The sequence below is a fragment of the Ochrobactrum sp. CGA5 genome (assembly GCF_006345815.1).
In the GTDB taxonomy this organism is placed as follows: Bacteria; Pseudomonadota; Alphaproteobacteria; order Rhizobiales; family Rhizobiaceae; genus Brucella.
The window spans coordinates 43,193-63,541 of record NZ_VCIG01000007.1; the positions used below are offsets into that span (position 1 = coordinate 43,193).

A 20,349-nucleotide genomic window follows, 5' to 3' on the forward strand; every position below is an offset into this window, starting at 1 on the left:
CTCACAACACGGTCCGCTCTTTACTCGCTATATCATGTGGCGTGTCTGCTGCCATCCGTCAAGTTCTGGTTCGTCACCTTTCCTTGAGAGTCTTTCAGAGACTGCAGCGCTTCATCCAGAACGCTATCGGGCATGGGCATCAAAAACGGGCCCTCGGTGAACAGAAGCGCCGTTTCGACAATTCGTCCCGGATAGAGTGGGGCCAGCAATTCGCGATAAAGCGCAAGCTGCGCCCGATAGGCGAAAGGAACTGCCTCGATGGCTTTCGGCGGCGGTCGATTGGTCTTGTAGTCTACGATCAGGACACGGTCCTCGCTCACGCTGATACGATCTATCTGACCGGACACGGCATGATCGCGGCCTCCAAGCTCAATCGTACCCATGATGGCCACTTCCCCACGCGAGCCCTCGGCAAAGACGGGTGCATAGGTCGGATCGTCCAGAATGGTCCGCACACTTTGCCAGGCTATCAAGCGCTCCGTTTCCGGCCAGTCGGAAGCGATCCGATCAAGATAGTTGCGCGCCAGCGTTTCACGCCCATCTTGCGGTATATCCGGCAGATATTGCAGCAGCATATGGATCGCCGTGCCGCGTCGCAGCGCAAAGGCTGGCGTCCCATTGTCCGGCCGCAGAACCGGTGAAGACGTATCGAGCGGCGGCTCTTCGTCCGCCTCAATCAGCGCGGAAGCGCCGGACGGCGCGAGCGGCCGCGGTAACCCGATTTCCGGCTTTATCGGCTTTCTATACTCGTCTGGAAGTTCTGGCAGCGTATGGTCTTCGGCTCTATCCTGCTCGGCAATCTGAAGCATTCCTCGCGGTGTATTGCGATAACGCCTTGCGGCAACATTCAGAACAGGATGCACAAACGTCTCGGCCCTACTGGCCAGTGCATCCTCTACAAGGCGGTGCCATGTCTCGCCGCTTTCGCGCGCGCCGCGATAGCCACAGATGATCAGGCGATCTTCCGCCCGCGTCATGCCGACATAAAGCAACCGGCGGTATTCTTCCTCCGCCCGCGTCTTCAGCTTCTCGATCTGCGCTGTCGTGAACCCGGTCTGGTAACTGGCGTTCGGTTGCCAAAGATAGCCCTTCACCGGGTTATCGTTCGAAAGATCAAAAGGAATGAGCTTTGGCGCACGACTGCCGGTCCACACAGCGCTTCCCGGATCAACGAGAAACACCACCGCTCCTTCCAACCCCTTGGCAGCGTGGACGGTCATGATACGAACTTCGTTGCGGCCCTGATCCAGTTCGCGCTTGATTTCCGGCGATGCCGCTTCCAGCGTTTCAAGAAAGGCTTGCAGGCCGGGCAGACCGGCTCGCTCGGCGGAAAGCGCATAGTTCTGGAATTCGTCGATAATATCCCCCGCCTCCGGCCCCAACCTCGCCAGAAGTTTTCGCCGTGCACCATCCGCACTCAATATCCGCGCATAAAATTCGAACACCGGCATCGTGTCGGCCATGTTGCGCCAGCGGCTCAAGGTCTTGTGCACCTCCGCCAGCGCAGCATCGTCACGCGAGATCTGATAAAGCCGCTCGAACAGCGTGAGGCTTGCGCCTCGCGGATATGCAAGCTCGAAGAGCTGGTCGTCATCCCAGCCGAATAGTGGGCTTTTCAGTACCGATGCCAGCGAAAGATCATCCGAAGGCTGAAGCACGAAACGACCGAGTGCCATCAGGTCCTGAATGGCGATATGGCTGGTGAGCCGCAGACGGTCTGCACCGGCCACCGGAACGGACAGGTTTTTGAGCGCCCGCGACAGCGCAGGCATGAACTGGTCGCGCTTTCGCACCAGAACCATGATGTCACGCGGCTTAATCCGCCGGTTCTGGCCCGGAATGGGTTCGCCACTATCCAGCCAACGGCGAATGGTGGCTGCGATCTGTTCCGCCAGCCGGACAGCTGGTGCAGCCAGATGATCGACCGGCTCACGCCAGTCGTCAGGCTCCTCCACCTCCTCCGGCGTCAACATGTCCCAAATTTCCACCTCGCCCGGCGCATCGGAACGAATGGCTTCATGAACTGTCGCACCCGCAAGGCCGCGATTGGCTTCCGGCCTTGCAAACACTTCGTCCACCGCCTGCAAGACATCGGGCGCAGACCTGAACGAAAAATTGAGGCTTACCCGCTCGAACTTCAGCTCCGCATTTTCTGCACGAAGACTGACCGAGCGCCCTTGCGCCGCAAAATCCTCGGGCACTGCGCCCTGAAACGAATAGATCGACTGTTTTTCGTCGCCGACGGCAAAAAGTGTGCGGCTGATATTGCGCTGTCCGAGGCCGGAGAAAAACTCTTCCGACAGCATGCGGATCACCTGCCACTGGTCGGGGCTGGTATCCTGCGCTTCGTCGACCAGAATGTGGTCGATGCCGCGATCGAGCTTGTACTGGACCCATTGTCCCGCCCCGTTGCGGGCAAGCAACGCCACCGTGCGGGTGATGAGATCCTCGAAATCGAGAAGGCCGCGCTGGCGTTTCAGGTCGTGATAGCGTTGCAGCAGATAATCGATCAAAGTCAACGCGGCCAGATTGAGCCGCACGAGGCGCAGTTCCTTCAGCCGGTCAAGGCCTTGTTCAACACGCGCCGCCGCCGCGTCAAAATCCTCTTCGAAATCCGGCAGAAGCTTCTTGACCGCCGCCGAGCCAACATAGGAACCGGATTTCGGGTCGCCCGTGCTTTTAAGGAACGCTGCGCGCAAGACGGCTTCGCGGTCTCTCTGGTTGGCCACTTTTTCAAAGCGTCGGAGCTGCAACGCGAAATCCTGTGCGCGTGACGCCCCCTTCTGAATCGACATGATGAGATCGAGCGCATCGTCTGAAAATTCCGGTAGCGGCCAGAGGTCCGCTAGAAGATCGTCTTCGCTGGTTTGCGGATCGAAATGAAAAGCCCGGTGCAGAGCTTCGCTGCGATGCGCCGCCACGCCCAGTTCGGCGATGTAGGTCTGCAAGCCGTTGCGCCTGCTTACGGCCTCATCGAGAAGCGATTGCAGCCCCATCTCCCCCGATGCCTGCAGAACATCGGCAAAGGCAGCCACCAGCTCAATATCGCCGCCGCCATGCGCGGCTTCGAGCAACTGTCGCCGCGCTTCGCCGACAAGGGCTGCCTGCATCAGGTCATCCATCATCTCGAAATGACCAGCAATGTTCGCCTCAAGCGGGAACTGGTGCAGGATCGCCTCGCAGAAAGCATGGATGGTCTGGATTTTAAGCCCGCCCGGTGTCTCCAGCGCACGCGCGAACAGCCGCCTCGCCGCTGCAAGGCGCGCATCGCCCGGTCTGCGACCTTCCAGCGATTTCAGACGTTCGGCCAGTTCCTCGTCAGGCAAGACCGCCCATTCGGAAAGCCGGATAAACACGCGGTTCTGCATCACCGCCGCCGCCGCCTTCGTATAGGTAAGGCAGAGAATCTTCGACGGGTCCGTGCCTTCAAGCAACAGGCGGATAACACGTTCAGTCAAAACATGCGTCTTGCCAGAGCCGGCGTTGGCGGAAACCCACACGGAAGCAGCGGGATCGGCTGCCGTCGCCTGTGCGCGCAGCGTTTCGCCGGGGATGAATGGAACTTTCTTCATTCGCTGCTCTCCCCGCCGGCATCGCCTCCGGCTGACCATTCCAGCACCCGGGCCAGATGATCGTAATCTCCGGTTAAGTCTGTCTCGCGAAACGGCAGCGCACGAGAAAGATACCCTTTTTCCGGCTTCTGATATTCGGCCAGCAATTGCGCCAGCCGCTGCCAGGATTCCTCGCCAAGTGCGGGTGCTGTTTTCTCTGATGGCGGTCGACCGATCTTGAGGATCGACTCTGGCTTTACCTCGCCGCCCGCCTTGAGGCGCACATAGGTCAGATCAGACGCACGAACCGAACCAAGCTCTCGGAATGCACCGCGCACGAGAAGTGCAGCCTCCAGCGCCAGTTGCGGTGACAACAGCACATGTGCCTGTTTGGGGGATGGTGTCGATCCTGTCTTGTAATCAATGATCTCCGCTGTTCCATCTCGCATAAGGTCAATGCGGTCAGCACGGCCGGAAAGCGTGATGCCAAGCCCATCGACCTCGCGTTTGTCGGAGGAAATCTCCGCAAAGCGGGTTTGGACATTATAAGCACGTTCCCCTTCCCAAGCCAGGAATTGCGGGATGAGCGCCGTGAAGCGCGGCCACCATACGGCCTCGATTTCCGTCGGCAAATCCATGTCGGCGAAAAGGATACGCCCCAGTTCCATCAATCGCTCTGCGGCGTCGGGTGCCAGCGGATCGATGGCCTCTTGCGTGAAATGCCCCAGAATGTCGTGGAACAAAGTGCCGCGCTCGGCAGCAGCCGGATCACGGATCAATGGCTCCAGCGGCCGCAACTTCAGTATCTTCTTGGCGAAGATCGCATAGGGATCACGACGCAGCGTTTCAATTTCCGTCACCGAAAAATGCTTCGGGCGCGCGAGAACCGGCGGCGCTGGCTCCGGGCGCTTGACGAAAGGCACATCGGGCGCTTGATCGATTTCACGTGACCACTGGACAAAACGCGCCCCGCGCCTGCGCATTTCGGCGGTCACATCAGCGCCCAGCACCGTTTCAAGCCGCTGTAGCCAGCGGGAAGGAACGGTCGGGGCATTATCGGAACGCTGCGAGCGCGTCAGCACAACATGATCCATACCGAGCGCCATCTGAAAGTCGTGTGCAGCAAGACCGGTGCGGCGTTCGGGCGGATCGAGCGCAATCATCGACTTCATCGGGCGTGACATGAACGGGTCGTTGCGGGTGCGTGCAGGCCAGCTCCCTTCGTTGAGTCCCCCGATCACCACCGTATCCATGGTTTGCAGGCGCGCTTCCAGCGCACCCCAGATGAAGAGGCGCGGATGACCGCCCGGATGGGGTTTGACCGTCTCGCCCGCCATCAGCGCATCGAGCACGGCCGGCCATTCCGAAGCTTCAAAGTCGAGCCCGGCTTCGCTTGAAACGAGACCGCGCAGAAAGGCGGCGAGCTGCTCACCGCGTTCGCCGGAATAGAAAGGCGCGATGCTGGCTTTTTCATTCCGGGCCAGATTTTCCAATGCTTCGACCGTAGCGCGCGCGATTTCACCGATCTCGGTCCTGCGTCCGGCGATGACGAAAGGCACCAATGGTGTCACTGCGTTAGACAGGCTTTCGCAAAGATTTCGGGCAGCGGCGATCATGTCCGGCGTAACCGTGTCATGCCATGCCGGTTGCCATGGCTGGTTGGCGCTTTCCTCCAGCCGCCGCTCGAAAAATGCTGGGAGGTCAAGCACAGAGGCACGGCCCGTGCCACCGCGAAAGGCGATGAGTTCCAGGGTTTCAGCGGCAAGGCGTCGTTCAATGCGTGGGGCCTCCAGCCGCAGCAACGGATGCTTGACCAGCGCCAGCAATGCAACCGGATCGCCCGGGTTAAAGACCGTCTCGACCAGCAGTCGCAGCAATGTCGTGGTCTCGACATCGCGCAGATGCCGCCCGCCGGAATCGTCGGCGTCTATGCCGAATCGGGCAAGTTCGCCGACCACACGCCGCGCCAGATTGCGATCAGCGGTAACAAGCGCCGCTGTTTTGCCTTCATCATTGATCGCATCGCGCAAGACGAGAGCCACAGTAAGCGCCTCTTCCCGTTCATTGGCGGTCTCAATCAGGTCGATTGTCTGCGCCGCATGTCGCAATGCAGACGGCTGCATATCGGGATCACGTGCAAGATTCCCCCATGCGTCGGTCGTTTCCGCCGGGCGAAGGGCTTCGCTGACTACCCGCTCGCGCAGGCGTTTGGAAGCCGGCATATCGTCCAGATGCTCCACGTCCGCACGCAATGTCTGCATCGCATCAAGGAGCTTGCGCAATCCGAATTGCGGATGACCGAAGGTCGACGGATTGTCGGTTGCCGATGCCAGCATCTGCCAGGCTGCATCATCCAGATCGCGGTCCAGCCCCGGCAGCACCACCGCGCCGTTCGGCAAATCCGCAATAGCGGAAATAAGCTCGGCAGTCGCCGGTATGGAGCCGGTGGACCCCGCCACGATAACCGGCCCGGCGGGCGGATGGGCGCGCAGGCGCTTTACTTCGCTCCAGATGAGATCGTTACGATACGCAGCGGGATTTGAAAGCCTGCGTTCCGCCAGGATATCCGGCCAAAGATTGGTGACGATGTTGAGAAAGCCGAGCGTGACCTGCCACCAGTCGGCAAGGTCTTCCGGAGCAATACCCCCAAGCTCGCTCCACTTCGCCCCGTCGGTTTCGACCTGATCCATCAACCCAGCCAGATCGCGGGCGAGCCAGATCGCATCAGCAGTCGTTGCCGGAACAGAAACATCATCGACGCCGAACAGCGCGCGCACATGGGAAGGCAGTGATTCCCGCCAGGGACGGATCAACCGCGCCAGAAGCAAAAGCCGCTCCACCGTACCGATAGGTGGATTGACTTCAAAGACCCCCGACGAACCTGCATTGAAGAAAGCGGCATCTTCATCGACATCGCCGAGAGGGCGAATGGTCGGCAGGATTGCACTCTTTTTTTCCGACGTATTTCCGTACGCAAAGCCGGTTCCCACTTTTACTGGGAATGCTTTAGCCGGATTCATATCAACCAAAATGGACCGTAAAGCGCGCGCAGCACGGCGCGTCGGGACATAGATGGTTGCATTCGCCAATGCCAGCGGATCGGACGGATTGCCGGGAAAGCCCTCGACCAGCCGACCTTCCAGAAGCGCCTTGGCAAAAGCAGGCAAAAACGGCGTGCCGGGAGGAATTGAAAACAAGCGCTGTTTCCCATCTCTGGGTTGTCGTGCGCTCATGCCGTTCGCCTCCCTCATGCCAATGTTGTCAGCACTGCCTCCGCCTCGCCTATTGCATCCGGCGTGCCGACGGTCAGCCAGTGTCCGATCATTGGCATACCATAAAGGCGACCCGCTGCAATCGCTTCATCGAAATAGCGGTTGAGCGAGGACGCACCTGGCTCCGCACGATCGAAGATACGGGGATGGATGATCCCTGCGCCCGCATAGATTACCGGCTCGCCGGAGATATCCCGAGCGCGGCGCAGGTGCCCCTTCTCATCGACAACGAAATCGCCCTTGCCCTCGTAACCCGTTTCCTGATCGCGACGCGCTGTCATCAGGAGAATATCCATCCGCTCCGCGTCCCAGGCCTCGGCAAGCGCCGACAGATTGGGGGCCTTCTCGTCTCCGACCCAAAATGTGTCGGCATTCAGAACAAAAAACGGCTCTGCTCCGAGCAGCGGCAGCGCCTTCACAATACCGCCAGCGGAATCGAGCAGCATTTCGCGTTCGTCCGAAATCACAACATTGAGATCGTTGCGATGACACAGATGCTCTTCCAGTTGGTCGGCTAAATAGTGTACATTGACGATTGCCGTGCCGATCCCTGCCTGCGCCGCTGCATCGAGCCCCCAATCGATCAAAGGCTTGCCCGCCACCTTGACTAGCGGCTTTGGAATGGTTTCGGTTATGGGACGCATGCGCTTGCCGAGTCCGGCGGCAAGAACCATAGCCATCTTTGGGGCCATTTCAGGCATTTTCATTGCGCGGCCTCTTCCTGCTGCATCAATCCCAGTTCCTCAAACCATGTCGCCACAGGCCCCATGACCGGATGCTTCAGCACACGCCCGAGATAGTCATGAATGCGTGGCAGGTGTTTTAGGTAATCCGGCTTACCATCACGCTCATCCAGCCGCACGAAAAGGCCGAGCAGCTTGGCGTTGCGCTGTGCGCCCATCGCTGCATAGGCCTTGCGGAACAAGGCTTCGTCGAACGCATGTCCGAGTGCACGACGTTCATCGCAATAGGCCGTTACCACAGCTTTTTCCAGTTCCGGCGAAATCGTCACACGCGCGTCGAGCGCCAGCGAAGCCACGTCATAGGCTGCCGGTCCAATCATCGCATCCTGAAAATCGATGACACCGATCTTGTCCTTGCCTTCCGCCTTCGGGAACCAGAACAGATTAGGCGAATGATAGTCGCGCAAGAGCAGGCTCTTCTCAACATCGGTAATGTCGGCGATCACGTGGTCCCATGCGGCTTCGTAAGCTTGCTTTTCTGCGTCTGTAAGTTGCCTGCCCATCATCAGCGGCGCATACCACTGGCCGATCAGGCTGACCTCGATCATCATTGCATCACGGTCAAAACCGGCGATGATATGGTCTGGATGTCCAGTCACCGGCGCATGATCGGGCCAGCCAACGCCATGCAGATGCGCCAGAAAGCGCGCGGCAGCTTCGTAGCGTTCCGCAACAGGTTCACCGGAAGCTGCACGTACGCTCTCGGTTCCGAGATTCTCGAGGATGAGAAAACCGGCATCAAGATCGACGGCACGCATCTGCGGCACGCGAAAACCATGGTGGTCCAGAAGCGCATTGATCGCGACAAAGGCAAGGATGTTTTCCGCAAGATGCGCAATCTGCCGATAGGATTTTCCGTCGCGTAATGGAGGGTCATAGGGCATCTGCGGCGCATTCATCACAATCTCGACGCCATGAACAGCCGTACGTACCGTCTCATATTTGCGGGGTGATGCATCGCCTTGCAAATAGCGGCGCGTTGCGCCGGAACGGCCATGGAGGTCCAGAAACGCTCGGATCGCATGGCTTCGTTCAAGCCGTTGGACTGCAGCCAACGGCCCGGACACCACGATACGCCGTCCTGCCCCTTCATGGCTCAACGTGACGGCGAAAGACGGTTCAGGCAGAAATTCTTCGCCCTGCTCCGGCCATTCGGCCAAAACCACACCGTCCTCCAGAAACTCCAACAGCCCCAGCTCATCCAATTCTTCGCCGTGCGAAATACGATAAAGATCGGCATGCGCAACGGGAATGCGCAAGGCCTCATAGCTTTGCACCAGCGTGAAGGTGGGACTCGGAACGTCTAGCCTCTCATCGTCAGCGATTGCGCGAATGATTGCGCGGGCAAGCGAGGATTTTCCTGCTCCCAGATCACCGGAAAGCGTGACAAGATCGCCCTTCTGCAAGGCGAGGGCGAAATCCTCGCCGAAACGCTGCGTTGCAGCTTCGTCGGGCAAGAAATAGCTGATGCTGGATTGTGAGGCGCTCATGGGCACCCTTTACCTTATTCGGCGGCGACGCGGAAGCTGCGTGTTTCCGAGGGAAAACGGCAAATCACCGTTGTTCCACGACCGGACCCCGTATCGATATCGACCGACCCGCCATGCAGTTCGACAAAGCTCTTGACGATGGCGAGTCCCAGTCCTGCGCCACGGCGGCGACCGCCATTTGGGTAGGACTGGAAGCGCTTGAAAACCGTGTCGAGCACTTCTCCGGGCATGCCGGGGCCGTCATCGTGAACGGCAAAGACGACTTCCGCCCCCTCGCGCATCACCTGCAGCCGTATGCTGGAACCTTCCGGCGCATAGTTGGTAGCATTGGACAGAAGGTTGAAAAGCACCTGGCGGACGCGGTTCGCATCGGCCTTGAACACATCCACGTCGTCGGCAATGTCGATGTCGAGTCCGATATCGTGGTCGCGCATGCGCTCGCCGACACGGGAGGCCGCAGCGGAAATCGCTTCTACGACAGAAACTTCACCGACCTCGAGTTCCATGATGCCGGCATCGACCGTTGCGAGATCGAGAATATCATTGACGATGGTCAGCAATACCGATGACGAGGTGCTGATATGATCAAGATATTCGATCTGACGCTCATTCAGTGATCCGAAAGCGGGTGTCTGCAACAACTCGGTGAAGCCGATGATATTGGTCAGCGGCGAACGCAACTCGTAGGAAACGTGCTGGACGAAATCGTTCTTGATCTGGTCTGCCAGCTCCAGCGCCTCGTTCTTCTCCTTGAGCGCCCGTTCGACGCGCACCGTGTCGGTGACGTCAATGAACGTCAGCATGGTCTGGCCCTTCGGCAGCGGCACCACGGCGAAGGAAAGAATTGTTCCATCATCCAGTTCCACCTGCCCCATGCGTCCGTCGCGTTTGTCCAGGAAGCCGGTGACAGTGGAGACAAAATCATCCCACAACCCGTTGCCGCCACGCTCACCGCAGATTCTGGCAATTGACGAAATATGTGTGCCTTCAACAATGAGCGGCATCGGCAGCGCCCAGAGATCAGCGAATGAGGGGTTGGAAAGCCGGATGCGACCATCGGAGCCGAACACAGCTACTGCTTCCGCCAGATGATCAAGTGTTTCGCCCTGCACCTTGATGAGCGTGTTGTATCGGCCTTCGAGTTCGAACTTTTCTGTCATGTTCTCGAAGAACCAAGTCACGCCACCTTGCGGATGGGGGTTTGCGACAACGCGCATCGTCCGCGTATCCGGCAAATGCCACATATGTTCCTGCGGCTCGACAGCGCGATAGGCAGAAAGTACCGAATCCTTCCATTTGCGCCATTCCGGCTGTTCAGGCAGCTTGCCTTCCGAACGAAGTCGGTCAAGGATCAGCGTGTTGCTCGGCTGCGACTCCAGCCAAGCCGTGTCAAGCGACCAAAGCTTGGCAAAAGCCTGATTAAAGAACTGAAGCTTCATCTCGGGATCGAAGATCGCCACAGCGGTCGAAAGCTGATCAAGCGTTTCGGCATGGCTCTTCATTGTGCGGTTCAGTTCGTCCCGCACCGTCTGCACTTCGGTCAGATCGAAGCCAAGGCCGACGGAACCCGATTCGGCACTCACATCTGTCACGTTGAAAATGCGGCGGTCCCCATGCACGACTGCCGTCAATTGTTCCTGCAGGACAGGCTCGGCAAAACGGTCGCGCTCTAGGCGCTGACGCGCGTGCGCGCCGAAAAGCTCACGCCCCTCGGAAATGACCTGGCTTGCATCGGCCATATCAACCGCCTGCGCGTAGGCGGCGTTGACCCATTCGACGCGGCCAGCAGCATCTCGTGCCCAGACCGGCTGGTCGATCCGATCAAGAAGACGGCGGAAAAGCTCTATACGCTCCGAAAATTCACGATTCTGCGCCTGCAATGCCGCGCGTTCGGCCTGCACACCTTGCAGGCTAAGGAAACGCGCGACGGCGAAGCCGCCCGATGTGCGCCCGCGCACGTCGAGCAGGGTTCCGTTGATCGTTTCAACGGTGAGGTCGAAAGACCGCGCCTGTTCGCGCAGCAATCCAATAGCGCGCTCAAGTGCCACCACCGATTGCGGGCGCAACCAGCGGCCAAAAGCCAGAAAAACCGAACGATCCTGCGGGGCAGCGCTTTCGTCTGGCAGCAGTCCGACGACTTCAGCGCGCGTATTGTGGCCGTCCCAGACCACAATGCGCTGATCCTTGAGGTTAAGCAGGGCTTCATTGCGCTGGGCGACAAGATTGAGATCGGCGAATTTGGAACGCAGTTCCTTGTTTTCCGCGGCAACACGCGACCGTTCGCGAATCAGCCAGCCGGCAGAAAGAAGCGCCGCGCCCATAACGCCAAGAAACATGGAGAACTGGATAACCTCGAAAGCGCCGATGCTGCCGCCCCCGAAGGGCAACGCGATTCGCGCCGATTCCGTACCTTGCGCAAAAGCGGGCACGGCAGTGAAAAGCGTTGCAAGAGAAACGGAAGCCTTCATCAGGGCTTTTTTCGGGGCAAGCCATGCGAACGGCTTTGCAACATGGGCGGCAGGACGCCATTGCCTGCCAGTAACGATTGCGGAAACATTCCGCAAAATCCCCGTTGCGCCGAACTCTGGCATGTTGTCCTTTTCTCCGCCACCGGGCCATGAAAACCGCCAAAAAGGCAGACTGGCCGTATTAAAACACTTCAATACACATCAGAATCTGACATACGCACGCCGCCACAGTGCGCGATAGCCAAACCGTTTCAGGTGTTTAGGGGATAAATCGTCCTCTCGCTTCCCGCCACAACCGGCAAAAAACGCGCAACGCAAACACCCGCTCAAACACCTTGATTCGCCTACACAATACCCTTCCGGCGAATCCACGTGAAGCATCTTGCACGCAAAAAGAAAGACCGGGCAGCTTGTCAACCGCCCGATCTCAACATGTAGTGCAATACTTAACGCGCGGTTAATACCTGTAGTGTTCCGACTTGAACGGGCCCTGTGGAGTGACGCCGATATAAGCAGCCTGTTCGTCGGAAAGCACAGTCAGCTTGGCGCCGAGCTTGTCGAGATGCAGGCGCGCGACCTTCTCGTCGAGATGCTTTGGCAACACATAGACTTCGTTCTTGTAAGCGTCGGTACGGGTAAAGAGCTCAATCTGGCCCAGAACCTGATTGGTGAACGAAGCCGACATGACGAAGCTCGGATGGCCCGTTGCATTGCCCAGATTGAGCAGGCGGCCTTCGGAAAGCAAGATGATACGCTTGCCGTCCGGGAATTCGATCAGATCGACCTGCGGCTTCACATTGGTCCATTTCAGGTTGCGAAGTGCTGCCACCTGAATTTCATTGTCGAAGTGACCGATATTGCCGACGATCGCCATGTCCTTGAACTTGCGCATATGGTCGATGGTAATCACGTCCTTGTTGCCGGTCGTGGTCACGATAATATCAGCGGTGGAAGCGGCATCGTCGAGCGTCACGACCTCGAAACCGTCCATTGCAGCCTGTAGCGCGCAGATCGGATCGACTTCCGTCACCTTCACGCGCGCGCCTGCACCGGCGAGCGATTGGGCGGAGCCTTTGCCGACATCGCCATAACCGCACACGACAGCAACCTTGCCAGCCATCATGACATCCGTGCCACGGCGAATACCGTCGACGAGCGATTCCTTGCAGCCATACTTGTTGTCGAATTTCGACTTGGTGACGCTGTCATTGACGTTAATCGCGGGGAAGGGCAGGAGGCCCTTCTTCTGCAACTGGTAGAGACGGTTGACGCCAGTAGTGGTTTCTTCCGTCACACCCTTGATGGCATCCCGCTGGCGGGTGAAGAAGCCCGGCGTTGCAGCCATGCGCTTCTTGATCTGGGCAAAAAGCACTTCCTCTTCTTCCGAACCCGGGTTCGACAAGACATCCTCGCCCGCTTCGGCGCGTGCACCGATGAGAATGTACATCGTAGCGTCGCCGCCATCGTCGAGAATCATGTTGGACGGCTCGCCGTCCGGCCATTGGAAGATCTTGTCGGTATAAGTCCAGTATTCTTCAAGCGTTTCGCCCTTGATGGCGAAAACCGGCGTGCCGGTTGCGGCAATCGCAGCGGCGGCATGATCCTGTGTCGAGAAAATGTTGCAGGAAGCCCAGCGGACCTGTGCGCCAAGCGCCTGCAGCGTTTCGATCAGAACCGCAGTCTGGATCGTCATATGCAGCGACCCGGAAATACGCGCGCCCTTAAGCGGCTGCGAGTTGCCGAATTCCTCACGGGCAGCCATCAGGCCCGGCATTTCGGTTTCTGCGATGTCGAGTTCTTTGCGGCCCCAATCGGCCAGGCTAAGATCCTTGACGATAAAATCTTGGCTTGCGGTCATCGCGTGCTCCAATAAGAGGCAGTTCCGGCTGGACAAAGGTGTAATCAGCGGCCGGAATTGCATTCCAATGTGGGGCGGCTTTCCATGCGAGAAAGCGCTCCGGCTGCCGCCTTGACTAGCAGATCGCAGCCAGAAGCACAACGCGATATAAAGAAATCTTTATACCTGCATATGAACATTTCTAAAAAGACTATACTCAGCGCGAATTGGCCTGCAATCAAACGTTCGTGGAGACACGCGCCTGCGGTTCAGCATTCTTCGCCGAATTTATCGGCGATAAGCGCTTGAAGCGCATCAAGAACGGCAGCAGCCTGTTCGCCTGAGGCGCTGACATCAATGCAGCAGCCCGGTGAAGCGGCAAGCATCATAAGGCCCATGATCGAGGTGCCGCCAACGGTCATGCCATCCTTGCTGACGCGGACGTGCGCATTGTAACCATCAACCAGTTGCACGAACTTGGCCGAAGCGCGGGCGTGCAGGCCACGCTTGTTGACGATCTCGAAAGATCGGGAAACTGCGGTTTCGGGTTCGTATTCACCGGTAACGGGCACGCTGGAGTGCATGAACTACTTTCCTGTCAGGACCTGGCTCGCAACATTGATATATTTGCGGCCCGCGTCCTGCGCCTCGCGCAGAGCTGTCTTGATGTCGCCCCCGATGCGGACGCTGGACAGCTTGATGAGCATCGGCAGATTGACACCTGCGATGACCTCAACCTTGCCTTCCTTCATGACTGAAATGGCGAGATTGGACGGCGTACCGCCGAACATATCGGTCAAAATGATGACCCCTCTGCCATTATCGGCACGCTCCACCGCGTCAACGATATCCCGCCGACGCTGTTCCATATCGTCTTCGGCACCGATGCAAATGGTCTCGAAATTGTCTTGCGGCCCGACTACATGCTCGACAGCATGTAAAAACTCTTCGGCCAACCTTCCGTGCGTGACAAGCACGAGTCCGATCATACTATAAAAGCTCCCGTCGCGTGCCCGCCGCATCACCCCGCCGGAGTGTCAGATGGCACTGAAACCACGCCGGGCAAGTGCCGGCGAGTTGTGCATCTTGGCAGCGCAAATCTTGATAGCAAGTGAAAAATTCCCGCGCTGCCATGAAAAAAGCAAAATGCCGCAGCGTCGTGAAAAATTAATCGATTCGTAACAAAGCTGGTTTCAACCTGCGCCTGGGGGCCATTTTTCGTAAAACAAGGTGGCCTCGATAGCCCGCGAAAGCGCATTGGAATCGCCATTCGACGACAGAGCCGGCAAAAGAAGTCGAGGCAGTGAAACGCCCTCAAATCCCCACGTTTCACCGCTCGGGTAGCGTTCAGCTTCATCACGATCCACAAGCCGGACGACGAGATAGAGCAGTGCGGACTCCACGAAAGGGACCTTGAAAAGCCCTGCGCCGCGAATCTCAACACCGCCAGCAAGAGCCGCAGGAACACTGGCTATCAACCTGCCGCTTTCCACATGAAGCAATGTGCGGTCATCGGCAACCAGCGAAGCAGCCTCTCCGCGAAGGAGCGCCCTTTCCACAAGTGTCAGCGCCAGCTCCGTCTTACCTGCGCCGGAACGCCCCATGATCATAACACCGCGCCCCTGGACTTGAAGCGTGGTTGCGTGAAGTCCGCTTTTTTCCTCTTCAGGTGTCATGCGCTTGCAGGCAGGTCAACGATAAATCGAGCACCCTTGAACTGGTCGGGCTTGGCCGGATCGACAATATTCTCCGCTGTCAGCGTGCCGCCATGCGCCTCGATGATCTGGCGGCTGATCGAAAGCCCAAGACCGGAATTCTGGCCAAAAGCCTCCGATGCCGGGCGATCCGTGTAAAAGCGTTCAAAGATTCGTTCGATGTTCTCGATCGGAATGCCCGGACCATTGTCCTCGACAAGCACGCGCAGGCGGCTGCCCTCACCAGAAAGCGTAACCACAATCCGTCCGGTATCATCGGGCACGAAAGAACGCGCATTTTCAATCAGATTGCTCACCACCTGACCGAGACGCAGATCGTGACCGGCGACATAAAAACCCTTCTTTCCGGCGGGAAGTTTGCCGGTATCGAAGACGATTTCGGTGCCGACCTTGTTGCGGCGCACTTCACGCGCCGCAGTGACCAGATTGGTGAGAAGCGTCTTCATGTCGACACGGTCGATATGTTCGCGCGCCAGTTCCGCATCCAGACGCGACGCATCGGAAATATCGGTAATCAGGCGATCCAGGCGGCGAACGTCGTGCTGGATGATATCGAGAAGCCGTTTGCGCGATTCTTCGGTTTTGGCGAGTGGCAGCGTTTCGACAGCGCTGCGCAACGAGGTGAGGGGGTTCTTCAACTCGTGGCTGACGTCGGCGGCAAAACTCTCAATGGCCTCGATACGGGTATAGAGCGAATCGGTCATCTCGCGGATAGACGTGGAAAGATGGCCGACTTCATCCTGACGCTGGGAGAAATCGGGAATCTCCACACGGCTTTTCACGCCATGACGAACACGGTCAGCAGCCGCGGAAAGCTTACGCAGCGGGCTTGCAATCGTCGATGCGAGGAAAAGCGACAGAATAACCATGACGAGTGATACGACGCCGAACACGCGGAAAACCGCCATGCGTTCAGCCTGCACGATCTTGTCGATGTCATCGCCTTCCGTGGAAAGAAGGAGCACACCCAATATTGCCCGCGAGCGCTGGATCGGCACCGCAACAGAAACGACCAGCTCGCCCTTCTCGTTGCGCCGCTGTGCTGTTTGCGGCGAACCGGCCAGCGCCTTGACGATTTCTGGATATGCGAGACCATTGCCACCCGGCTGTTCCTGATAGACCGGCAGACCTCCGCCGTAGAACAGATGTGAAATCCACGTTCCGGCGCGTTCCCAGATGGACGGGGTCTCTTCTTCTATCGGTGGCAGGTCATAGCGCAATACCGGCCCCGCCGAAGGAAAGCTTGGCGAATAGAGCGCGCGCGAATCGAGCAGCATGTTGGCATAGCGATCATAGATGCGTGCCCGTGTGCTTGTCGGCGAAATCAACCGGCGCAACAGGGGGGAAACCTTTTCCGGATTGATCGGAAACTCCCAGTTGTCGGGTGAATCCGGTGAGGGCGTCAGACTTTGTCCGGCCTGAAGCTCCAGAAGCTTTTCCGGATCGATCATCAGCGAATTGGTGTCGATGGTCGCTGAAGCCGAGATGGCACCGGCGATGATCTTGCCCTGGGTGAGCAGGCTTTCGATCTTCGCGTCGATCAGCCCCTCGCGGAACTGATTCATGTAGAGGATGCCGGAAACAAGAACGGCCAGCGCCGCCAGATTGAGAAACAGGATACGGCGCGTCAGACTCGAGAACAGATATTGACTGAGAAACTTGCTCAGAGGCGCGAAAAAGCGACGCCAGAACACCGATCGCTGCCGCCGGGCTCTGCGTTCGCGCAAATCCGATTTCTGGCCGACATGGCCGTCGTTCCGGGTTTCTGCGACCATGTCGCTCTGTCTGCTCTCATTAAACTACCGCCAGACCTCACGGACTGGCGATATGTAATTATCTATCAAGCCTCGCGGAAGCGATAGCCCACGCCATAGAGCGTTTCGATCATTTCGAAATCGTCGTCAACCGCCTTGAACTTCTTGCGCAGGCGCTTGATATGGCTGTCGATGGTACGGTCATCCACATAGACCTGCTCATCATAGGCCGCATCCATGAGGGCGTCACGGCTTTTCACCACGCCCGGACGCTGTGCCAGCGAATGGAGGATGAGGAATTCGGTGACCGTCAGTGTGACAGGCTCACCCTTCCAGGTGCAGGTGTGGCGCTCCTGATCCATCACAAGCTGGCCACGTTCCAGCGATTTGGCCTGCTGTCCGGTCGGTTTGGCTGTGCCGTCGCGTGCGGCGACCCGGCGAAGCACTGCCTTGACGCGCTCGACCAGCAGACGCTGCGAGAACGGCTTGGTGATGAAATCGTCCGCGCCCATCTTGAGGCCGAAAAGCTCGTCAATCTCATCGTCCTTAGAGGTAAGGAAGATGACGGGGAGGTCGGATTTCTGGCGCAGACGGCGCAGAAGTTCCATACCGTCCATACGCGGCATCTTGATATCGAAGATCGCAAGATTGGGCGGACGCGCCGTCAGGCCATCCAGCGCGGACGCGCCATCAGTATAGGTTTCGACCCGATAGCCTTCCGATTCCAGCGCAATGGACACGGAGGTCAGGATGTTGCGGTCGTCGTCGACCAGCGCAATCGTCTGCGTTGCCGAGGCTTCCTTCATGCGAACCTTTCTCCTTCAACTGGCCAACCGGAGGTCCGGCTGGTTACGTCTTTCAGCCGCCAGAAAAACCGGCGAGTTACAGATCGAGCGCCTTATTACACATCGATACTATTACAATGTGCCTGCTTGTGCAGTACAAATTAGGTACAAAATGTGGCGGCGCCAGCAGAAGGGAGCAAACATCCCTCGCCGAATCGCGCTTTGGTTAATATCGAGGCTGAAGCCAGCGCGACGGCCGATCCTGGAAACTCACAGCTCATAACACACAGATTAAACGATTTAAAAAAAATTCAAAAATTTTAAATCGATTAAATATTTGAATTGTCACAATTAATCTGTTTCTGACTGCCGTCATCTATTTCGCGATCAATCTGGCAGTCGCGAAAAGAGACCGATCAATTGTCAAACCATATGGCGGAGACATCATGAGAGAGACCGGCATTCACAACACGGCCGCTTCCATTGCCACTTCAGGACTGAAGGATCTCTCCGCAGTCTTTTACAATCTCGGGGCCGCCCGGCTCTATGAGGAAACCGTCCGCCGGGGCGAAGCCGAACTGTCGGCGCAAGGTGCGCTTGTGGCGCGCACAGGCCAGCACACGGGCCGTTCGCCAAAGGACAAGTTCGTCGTGCGCGATGCAGACACGGAAGATCACGTCTGGTGGGACAACAACAAGCCGATGAGCCGTGAGGCCTTCGAGCTGCTCTATGCCGATTTCATCGACCACGCGAAAGGCAAGGAGCTTTTCGTGCAGGATCTGATCGGCGGTGCCGATGCCGACAACAAGATCAATGCCCGCGTCATCACCGAATATGCCTGGCATTCGCTGTTCATCCGCAATCTTCTGATCCGCCCGGAACAGGAAGCGCTCGCTTCCTATATCCCGGAAATGACGATCATCGACCTGCCATCCTTCAAGGCCGATCCAGAGCGTTATGGCGTACGCACCGAAACGGTGATCGCGGTCGACCTGACCCGCAAGATCGTGCTGATCGGTGGCACCTCTTATGCCGGTGAAATGAAGAAGTCGGTCTTCACGGCTCTCAACTACATACTTCCCGCCAAGGGCGTCATGCCGATGCACTGTTCGGCCAACGAAGGCCCGAATGGCGATACGGCTGTTTTCTTCGGCCTGTCCGGTACCGGCAAGACCACACTTTCCGCCGACCCGACCCGCACGCTGATCGGCGATGACGAGCATGGCTGGGGCGAACATGGTATCTTCAACTTCGAAGGCGGCTGCTATGCGAAGACCATCCGCCTGTCCGCTGAAGCGGAACCGGAAATCTATGCGACCACACAGCGTTTCGGCACGGTGCTGGAAAATGTCGTTCTCGACGAGAACCGGCAGCCGGATTTCGACGACGGTTCGCTGACGGAGAATACCCGTTGCGCTTATCCGCTCGATTTCATCCCGAATGCATCTAAGACGGGCAAGGGCGGACAGCCGAAGAACATCATAATGCTCACCGCCGACGCCTTCGGCGTGATGCCTCCGATCGCCAAGCTGACGCCGGCACAGGCTATGTACCACTTCCTGTCCGGCTACACGGCCAAGGTCGCTGGTACCGAAAAGGGTGTGACTGAACCGGAAGCAACCTTCTCGACCTGCTTCGGCGCACCGTTCATGCCGCGCCATCCGTCCGAATACGGCAATCTTCTGCGCAAGCTGATCGCTGAGCACAAGGTCGATTGCTGGCTGGTCAATACCGGCTGGACCGGCGGTGCCTATGGCATCGGCAAGCGTATGCCCATCAAGGCAACCCGAGCGCTTTTGGCGGCAGCTCTCGACGGCTCGCTGAACAATGCCGAATTCCGCATTGATCCGAATTTCGGCTTCGCGGTTCCGGTCGACGTACCGGGCGTGGACCCGTCCATCCTTGATCCGCGCTCGACCTGGGCCGACAAGGCTGCCTATGACGCACAGGCCAAGAAGCTGGTCGACATGTTCGTCACGAATTTCGAGAAGTTCGAAAGCCACGTCGATCACGAGGTGAAGGACGCAGCCCCGGCGATCCGTGTTGCTGCAGAATAATTGCTTTTACGCAATACTGAGAAGGAGAGAACCCGGCCATTGTGCCGGGTTTTCTCTTTGAGCCAGCATTCTTTGGTTTGAACATGCATCGCCACGGGATTTTCGTCTTCCGCCAAATCAGTGTATGTCTTCCGGCATGGAAGAGAACCGGAACATCATCCGCATTACCAATCGCCTGTCGGTCCGCGAGGACGACCTTGAGGAGAGCTTCATCCGTGCCTCCGGCCCCGGCGGTCAGAACGTCAACAAGGTTTCCACTGCGGTGCAGTTGCGTTTTCATGCAGCGCGGTCCGGCCTGCCGGAAGATATTCTGTCGCGACTCGTCAAGCTGGCCGGACAGAAAGGCACCAAGGACGGAGATATTCTGATCGAGGCCAATCGTTTCCGAACACAGGAGCGCAACCGACAAGACGCGCGCGAGCGGCTTATCGCGCTTATTGCCAAGGCTGCCGAACCACCGCCGCCGCCACGCAAAAAGACAAAGCCCACAAAGGGTTCGGTCGAACGCCGTCTCAAGGCCAAATCTGGGCGATCCGACATCAAGAAGGGGCGTGGCAAGGTTTCTTACGATTAGAGCGCATCCCGAAAAGGGCGAGGCTGCTTTCGGAAAAGATGCGGGAAAAAACAAATGGATAGCGCGGTTTCAACGGCTCCGTTCTAATCGGAACCGCTCTAAA

The 20,349-nt window shown here is 58.0% G+C and carries 14 protein-coding genes; 3 read left to right on the forward strand and 11 right to left on the reverse strand.

All coding sequences use genetic code 11. The features are described 5' to 3' along the window. Window positions 1-32: 32 nt before the first annotated feature. From addA to FJQ48_RS08235, 8 genes are all read right to left on the reverse strand, one after another. Window positions 33-3,572, reverse strand: coding sequence for a double-strand break repair helicase AddA (addA, locus tag FJQ48_RS08200; protein WP_139974697.1), 3,540 nt, complete (start codon window positions 3,570-3,572; stop codon window positions 33-35). Continuing rightward, on the reverse strand, window positions 3,569-6,784 hold the full coding sequence (gene addB / locus FJQ48_RS08205) for a double-strand break repair protein AddB (RefSeq protein ID WP_139974698.1): 3,216 nt from the start codon (window positions 6,782-6,784) through the stop codon (window positions 3,569-3,571). The genes addA and addB overlap by 4 nt, the downstream gene beginning before the upstream one ends. 14 nt (window positions 6,785-6,798) lie before the next feature. After that, a complete protein-coding gene (locus FJQ48_RS08210; RefSeq protein WP_139974699.1) occupies window positions 6,799-7,530 on the reverse strand; it encodes a nucleotidyltransferase family protein in 732 nt (243 codons plus the stop codon). Continuing rightward, window positions 7,527-9,056, reverse strand: a complete 1,530-nt coding sequence (gene tsaE / locus FJQ48_RS08215) for a tRNA (adenosine(37)-N6)-threonylcarbamoyltransferase complex ATPase subunit type 1 TsaE (protein ID WP_139974700.1) — start codon at window positions 9,054-9,056, stop codon at window positions 7,527-7,529. The genes FJQ48_RS08210 and tsaE overlap by 4 nt, the downstream gene beginning before the upstream one ends. Before the next feature lie 14 nt (window positions 9,057-9,070). Next, window positions 9,071-11,524: a PAS domain-containing sensor histidine kinase gene (locus tag FJQ48_RS08220; protein WP_247870336.1), complete on the reverse strand. Its 2,454-nt coding sequence runs from the start codon at window positions 11,522-11,524 to the stop codon at window positions 9,071-9,073. A gap of 457 nt (window positions 11,525-11,981) precedes the next feature. Continuing rightward, window positions 11,982-13,382: an adenosylhomocysteinase gene (gene ahcY / locus FJQ48_RS08225; protein WP_139974702.1), complete on the reverse strand. Its 1,401-nt coding sequence runs from the start codon at window positions 13,380-13,382 to the stop codon at window positions 11,982-11,984. A 248-nt stretch (window positions 13,383-13,630) separates the two neighbouring features. Continuing rightward, on the reverse strand, window positions 13,631-13,945 hold the full coding sequence (locus tag FJQ48_RS08230) for an HPr family phosphocarrier protein (RefSeq protein ID WP_139974703.1): 315 nt from the start codon (window positions 13,943-13,945) through the stop codon (window positions 13,631-13,633). Window positions 13,946-13,948: 3 nt separating this feature from the next. After that, the gene (locus FJQ48_RS08235) at window positions 13,949-14,350 is read right to left on the reverse strand and encodes a PTS sugar transporter subunit IIA (protein ID WP_139974704.1); all 402 of its coding nucleotides are present in this window, start codon (window positions 14,348-14,350) and stop codon (window positions 13,949-13,951) included. 52 nt (window positions 14,351-14,402) lie between these two features. Here FJQ48_RS08235 and FJQ48_RS22325 point away from each other — a divergent pair, with 52 nt between their 5' ends. Then, the gene (locus FJQ48_RS22325; RefSeq protein ID WP_180350158.1) at window positions 14,403-14,543 is read left to right on the forward strand and encodes a hypothetical protein; all 141 of its coding nucleotides are present in this window, start codon (window positions 14,403-14,405) and stop codon (window positions 14,541-14,543) included. Window positions 14,544-14,554: 11 nt separating this feature from the next. Here FJQ48_RS22325 and FJQ48_RS08240 read toward each other — a convergent pair whose 3' ends face one another. The 3 genes from FJQ48_RS08240 to FJQ48_RS08250 all read right to left on the reverse strand — a co-directional run bounded on the left by FJQ48_RS08240 (window position 14,555) and on the right by FJQ48_RS08250 (window position 17,636). Continuing rightward, complete coding sequence (locus FJQ48_RS08240) at window positions 14,555-15,037, reverse strand: HPr kinase/phosphorylase (protein ID WP_139974705.1); 483 nt, start codon at window positions 15,035-15,037, stop codon at window positions 14,555-14,557. Then, a complete protein-coding gene (locus tag FJQ48_RS08245) occupies window positions 15,034-16,851 on the reverse strand; it encodes a stimulus-sensing domain-containing protein (protein WP_139974706.1) in 1,818 nt (605 codons plus the stop codon). The genes FJQ48_RS08240 and FJQ48_RS08245 overlap by 4 nt, the downstream gene beginning before the upstream one ends. A gap of 65 nt (window positions 16,852-16,916) precedes the next feature. Then, window positions 16,917-17,636, reverse strand: coding sequence for a response regulator transcription factor (locus FJQ48_RS08250; RefSeq protein ID WP_139974707.1), 720 nt, complete (start codon window positions 17,634-17,636; stop codon window positions 16,917-16,919). 425 nt (window positions 17,637-18,061) lie between these two features. Between FJQ48_RS08250 and FJQ48_RS08255 the strand changes: the two genes are divergently transcribed. Both FJQ48_RS08255 and arfB read left to right on the forward strand, forming a co-directional pair. Continuing rightward, window positions 18,062-19,672, forward strand: a complete 1,611-nt coding sequence (locus FJQ48_RS08255) for a phosphoenolpyruvate carboxykinase (protein WP_139974708.1) — start codon at window positions 18,062-18,064, stop codon at window positions 19,670-19,672. A 124-nt stretch (window positions 19,673-19,796) separates the two neighbouring features. After that, a complete protein-coding gene (arfB, locus tag FJQ48_RS08260; RefSeq protein WP_180350159.1) occupies window positions 19,797-20,246 on the forward strand; it encodes an alternative ribosome rescue aminoacyl-tRNA hydrolase ArfB in 450 nt (149 codons plus the stop codon). The last annotated feature ends 103 nt before the right edge of the window (window positions 20,247-20,349 follow it).